This is a genomic window from Klebsiella sp. 2019SCSN059 (assembly GCF_021739525.1).
GTDB classification, from domain to species: Bacteria; Pseudomonadota; Gammaproteobacteria; order Enterobacterales; family Enterobacteriaceae; genus Klebsiella; species Klebsiella quasipneumoniae.
In genome coordinates, this window is record NZ_JAKKOM010000010.1 from 144,296 (window position 1) to 150,603 (window position 6,308).

Here is a 6,308-nt window from a genome sequence, read left to right on the forward strand (position 1 = left end):
TTCGATTATTTCAGGCGCTCGGCAAGATATCGCGGATAATCCGGGATCAGAATATCGAGCGGTTGAGCGAAGTGCGGCGACTGGATAATAAAGTCAGCGGTGGAGACGTTAGTGGCGACCGGAATGTTCCAGACTGTGGCCAGACGCAGCAAGGCTTTGACATCCGGGTCGTGGGGAACGGCGTTCAGCGGATCCCAGAAGAAGATCAGCACGTCGATTTTCCCTTCTGAAATGAGGGCACCCACCTGCTGGTCGCCGCCCATCGGGCCGCTCAGCATGGCATTGACCTCCAGCCCGGTAGCCCGGGAGACCAGGTTGCCGGTAGTGCCGGTGGCGTACAAAACATGTTGTGCCAGCAGCGCCTGATGGCGAGCAACCCATTTCATCAGCATATCTTTACAGTGATCGTGAGCCACCAGCGCGATATGTTTTTGCGCAGGCAGGGTACGTGTTGTCAGTTCCATATTTTCATTCCGCATTTTGACCTGCTGACAGATTACTGAATGTGGCTGTCGCTGCAAGCATCAGGGATGAAAATTTTGCTGAATCTGCGGGTTAGCCTGGATGGCCCCCTGCTGCGGATTAGCATACACTTAGGTGAAATAGCAGGAGGAAACCATGAAAGAGAACGATATTGCCGAAATCCTGACCTCGACACGGACGATTGCGCTGGTCGGCGCCAGCGACAAACCTGACCGTCCTAGCTACCGGGTCATGAAGTATCTGCTGGATCAGGGGTATTACGTTATCCCGGTTTCGCCGAAGGTGGCAGGCAAGACGCTGTTGGGGCAACAGGGCTATGGAACGCTTGCCGATGTTCCGGAAAAGGTCGACATGGTTGATGTCTTCCGTAATTCAGAAGCGGCATGGGGCGTGGCGCAGGAGGCGATTGCTATCGGCGCGAAAACGCTGTGGCTGCAGCTGGGGGTGATCAATGAACAGGCCGCGGTGCTGGCCCGAGAAGCCGGGTTAAACGTGGTGATGGATCGTTGTCCGGCAATTGAGCTACCGCGACTGGGGCTGGCTAAGTAAAAATAACCCGCATTAGCGGGTTTTTTTATCCTCTCTAATAAATAAAATTCGCATTATTTATGTTTTCTTAGCGAAACGTTTCGTTGTTCATTTGAAAATTTATAGAGTGGAAATAACCTTGTGGAACATAATGCCTTTATTAATCACAGATGGCCATGCTAATTATGTGGAATAATAAAAAACACTCAAACTCGAATTTTTTCATTTTTTTTAAGGCATGTTTTAATTAAGGTTATTAATACGGTAATTATTTTAATTATTAAAAAAAGGAGGTGATTTGAATATTGCAATTCCGTGACAAAGGTCTCATTTTTTGAGGTGGGCGATGAAAAAAAACGATAGAAAGATATGACGAAGCCAGGAAGTATAATTTTTTTTTGCCAAACGAGTTCTTAATGAAATGAAAACCTGGCATGAAAAATAAAAGAGTATAGAAGTGTGGTTTTCTGTTTTATTGTCTTATTTATCAATCAGTTGTTTTGTTTCAATGTATTTCAGTTTTGTTTCTTAACATCCTTGCGGCCCCGTGGTTTCTGGTATATCTAATAAGATGCATAAGTAAGAATTATCTCAAAACCTCTGACTGCGTCTTCATCCCAAGGGTGCGTCCTGATGAAAAATATAAATATCACAGCAAAAGACACAGGTGTGAAATACACCATCGATGGTAATCAAGTTAACTTGAACACGCAGTCAGTTGTCGTGTTGCATATTAAGCGAGAGGACATCAGTTCGTTCTCGAGGCAAGGTAATGATCTTGTTCTGAAGATAAACGATGGCAGTACGCTTACGCTGAAAAACTTTTTTGTTAATGATGCCAGTGGGCATCATAGCGATTTAGTTTTACAGGATGACGATAGTGGGGCTCTGTGGTGGCTTGAAGGGGCAGGAACCAGCGATGCCCATTATTCTCTCATCAGCGATATTTCAGGATTACTAGTTGCTGGCAGTTCTGGTGGTAGCATTGCTCCATGGGTAATGGCTGGGGCGGCACTGCTGGGGGTGGGCGCGATGATTGCGGGATCATCTGATAAAGATCACTCATCTCATTCTAACATTGATGATACAGACTCCGATGCTGATAGTGATTCGGATTCTGACTCAGACAGCGATACTGACCCTGGCGGCAGCGAAAGTGATGCCGATGCGGATTCTGACAGCGATGCGGATTCTGACAGCGATTCGGATTCTGACAGCGACTCTGATTCCGACAGTGACTCCGACAGCGATTCGGATTCTGACAGTGACTCCGACAGTGACTCCGACAGCGATTCGGATTCTGACAGTGACTCGGATTCTGACAGCGATTCGGATTCTGACAGTGACTCGGATTCTGACAGCGATTCTGACTCTGACAGTGACTCGGATTCCGACAGCGACTCTGACTCCGACAGCGACTCCGACTCAGATTCCGACAGTGATTCTGACTCGGATAGCGATTCTGACTCCGACAGCGACTCCGATTCTGACTCCGACTCTGACTCCGACAGCGATGCGGACTCGGACAGCGACTCCGATTCAGACAGTGACTCGGATACCGACAGCGACTCCGATTCAGACAGTGACTCTGACTCCGACAGCGACTCGGATTCTGACTCCGACTCCGATTCGGACAGCGATTCAGATTCCGACAGTGACTCGGATTCCGACAGCGATTCTGACTCTGACAGCGACTCGGACTCAGACAGTGACTCCGACTCCGACAGCGATGCGGATTCGGACAGCGACTCGGACTCTGACAGTGACTCTGATTCCGACAGCGACTCCGACTCTGACAGCGACTCGGATTCCGACAGTGACTCGGATTCTGACAGCGACTCCGACTCCGACTCTGACAGCGACTCGGACTCTGACAGTGACTCTGATTCCGACAGCGACTCCGACTCTGACAGTGACTCCGACTCTGACAGTGACTCGGATTCTGACAGTGATTCGGATTCTGACAGCGACTCGGACTCTGACAGCGATTCGGATTCTGACAGTGACTCCGATTCAGACAGTGACTCTGACTCCGACAGCGACTCTGATTCCGACAGTGACTCTGACTCCGACAGCGACTCTGATTCCGACAGTGACTCGGATTCCGACAGCGACTCTGACTCTGACAGTGACTCCGATTCTGACAGCGACTCGGATTCTGACTCCGACTCTGACTCCGACAGCGATTCGGATTCTGACAGCGACTCGGATTCTGACAGCGATTCTGACTCGGACAGCGACTCGGACTCGGACAGTGACTCCGACTCGGATAGCGATTCCGACTCTGACAGCGACTCGGATTCCGACTCTGACAGTGACTCGGACTCTGACAGCGATGCGGACTCCGACAGCGACTCCGACTCTGACAGTGACTCGGATTCTGACAGCGACTCGGATTCTGACAGCGATTCAGATTCCGACAGTGACTCGGACTCGGACAGCGACTCGGATTCTGACAGCGACTCCGATTCCGACAGTGATTCGGACTCCGACAGCGACTCCGATTCTGACAGCGATTCGGATTCCGACAGTGACTCGGATTCTGACAGCGACTCGGACTCGGACAGTGACTCCGACTCGGATAGCGATTCCGACTCTGACAGCGACTCGGATTCCGACAGCGACTCGGACTCTGACAGTGACTCGGATTCCGACAGCAACTCCGACTCCGACAGCGACTCTGATTCCGACAGCGACTCGGACTCTGACAGTGACTCGGATTCCGACAGCGACTCCGACTCCGACAGCGACTCTGATTCTGACAGTGATTCTGATTCAGACAGCGACTCGGACTCTGACTCCGACAGTGATTCTGACTCGGATAGCGATTCGGATTCCGACAGCGATGCGGACTCGGACAGCGACTCGGATTCCGACAGTGACTCTGACTCCGACAGCGACTCCGATTCTGACAGTGACTCCGACTCGGATAGCGATTCGGACTCGGACAGTGACTCGGATTCGGACAGCGACTCGGACTCTGACAGTGACTCCGATTCTGACTCCGACAGCGACTCGGACTCTGACAGCGACTCGGATTCGGATTCGGACTCCGACTCGGACTCTGACTCCGACTCGGATTCAGACAGTGACTCGGATTCTGACAGCGATGCGGACTCCGACAGCGATTCGGACTCTGACAGCGATTCGGACTCTGACAGCGATTCAGATTCCGACAGCGATTCGGACTCGGACAGTGATTCCGACTCTGATAGTGATTCGGATTCTGACAGTGACTCCGATTCGGACAGCGACTCGGATTCCGACAGCGATGCGGATTCTGACAGTGACTCGGATTCCGACAGCGATGCGGATTCTGACAGCGACTCAGATTCCGACAGTGACTCCGACTCTGACAGCGACTCCGACTCTGACAGTGACTCGGACTCTGACAGCGACTCCGACTCTGACAGTGACTCGGACTCTGACAGCGACTCCGATTCAGACAGTGACTCTGACTCCGACAGCGACTCGGACTCTGACAGCGATGCGGATTCTGACAGCGACTCGGACTCTGACAGCGATTCCGACTCTGACAGTGACTCGGATTCTGACAGCGACTCGGACTCTGACAGCGATTCCGACTCTGACAGTGACTCGGATTCTGACAGTGATTCTGACTCCGACAGCGACTCGGATTCCGACAGCGACTCCGACTCGGATAGCGATTCCGACTCCGACAGCGATTCGGATTCTGACAGTGACTCGGATTCCGACAGCGACTCCGACTCGGACAGCGACTCGGATTCCGACAGCGATGCGGATTCCGACAGTGACTCCGACTCTGACAGTGACTCTGATTCCGACAGTGACTCCGACTCGGATAGCGATTCCGACTCTGACAGCGACTCGGACTCCGACAGTGATGCGGACTCCGACAGTGATGCGGACTCCGACAGCGACTCCGACTCTGACAGTGACTCGGACTCGGACAGCGACTCGGACTCCGACAGTGACTCCGATTCAGACAGCGACTCGGACTCTGACAGCGATTCGGACTCTGACAGCGATTCGGACTCTGACAGCGACTCCGACTCTGACAGTGACTCGGACTCTGACAGCGACTCCGATTCAGACAGTGACTCTGACTCCGACAGCGACTCGGACTCTGACAGCGATGCGGATTCTGACAGCGACTCGGACTCTGACAGCGATTCCGACTCTGACAGTGACTCGGATTCTGACAGCGACTCGGACTCTGACAGCGATTCCGACTCTGACAGTGACTCGGATTCTGACAGTGATTCTGACTCCGACAGCGACTCGGATTCCGACAGCGACTCCGACTCGGATAGCGATTCCGACTCCGACAGCGATTCTGACTCCGACAGCGACTCCGATTCAGACAGTGACTCTGACTCCGACAGCGACTCGGACTCCGACAGCGATGCGGACTCGGATAGCGATTCCGACTCTGACAGCGATTCGGATTCCGACAGCGACTCCGATTCTGACTCTGACAGTGACTCGGATTCTGACAGTGACTCCGACTCTGACAGTGACTCTGATTCCGACAGCGATTCGGACTCTGACAGCGACTCGGACTCTGACAGCGATTCAGATTCCGACAGTGATTCGGACTCTGACAGCGACTCTGACTCTGACAGTGATTCGGACTCTGACAGCGACTCGGATTCCGACAGTGACTCCGACTCCGACAGCGACTCCGATTCAGACAGTGACTCCGACTCGGATAGCGATTCCGACTCTGACAGCGACTCTGACTCCGACAGCGACTCTGACTCTGACAGTGATTCGGACTCTGACAGCGACTCGGATTCCGACAGTGACTCCGACTCCGACAGCGACTCCGATTCAGACAGTGACTCCGACTCGGATAGCGATTCCGACTCCGACAGCGACTCGGACTCCGACAGCGACTCGGACTCCGACAGCGATGCGGACTCGGATAGCGATTCCGACTCTGACAGCGATTCGGATTCCGACAGCGACTCCGATTCTGACTCTGACAGTGACTCGGATTCTGACAGTGACTCCGACTCTGACAGTGACTCTGATTCCGACAGCGATTCGGACTCTGACAGCGACTCGGACTCTGACAGCGATTCAGATTCCGACAGTGATTCGGACTCTGACAGCGACTCTGACTCTGACAGTGATTCGGACTCTGACAGCGACTCGGATTCCGACAGTGACTCCGACTCCGACAGCGACTCCGATTCAGACAGTGACTCCGACTCGGATAGCGATTCCGACTCTGACAGCGACTCTGACTCCGACAGCGACTCTGACTCTGACAGTGATTCGGACTCTGACAGCGACTCGGATTCCGACAG

At 53.0% G+C, this 6,308-nt stretch carries 3 protein-coding genes; 2 read left to right on the top strand and 1 reads right to left on the bottom strand.

The genetic code is table 11. From position 1 onward, the window contains the following. Positions 1-5: 5 nt before the first annotated feature. Positions 6-464, bottom strand: coding sequence for a methylglyoxal synthase (gene mgsA, locus L2I46_RS13420; protein WP_004201439.1), 459 nt, complete (start codon positions 462-464; stop codon positions 6-8). A 154-nt stretch (positions 465-618) separates the two neighbouring features. Between mgsA and L2I46_RS13425 the strand changes: the two genes are divergently transcribed. Next, entirely contained in the window at positions 619-1,032 is a 414-nt protein-coding gene (locus L2I46_RS13425) for a CoA-binding protein (RefSeq protein ID WP_117132600.1), read from the top strand. 612 nt (positions 1,033-1,644) lie between these two features. Next, positions 1,645-6,308: lp_1303a family serine-rich repeat glycoprotein adhesin (locus L2I46_RS13430; RefSeq protein WP_236947938.1), on the top strand; the 4,664-nt coding region annotated here is incomplete at its 3' end.

Excerpts from the sequence above, each read along its gene's own strand:
- L2I46_RS13425 (WP_117132600.1), top strand. The coding sequence starts at position 619 with ATGAAAGAGAACGATATTGCCGAAATCCTGACCTCGACACGGACGATT.
- mgsA (WP_004201439.1), bottom strand. The coding sequence starts at position 464 with ATGGAACTGACAACACGTACCCTGCCTGCGCAAAAACATATCGCGCTG.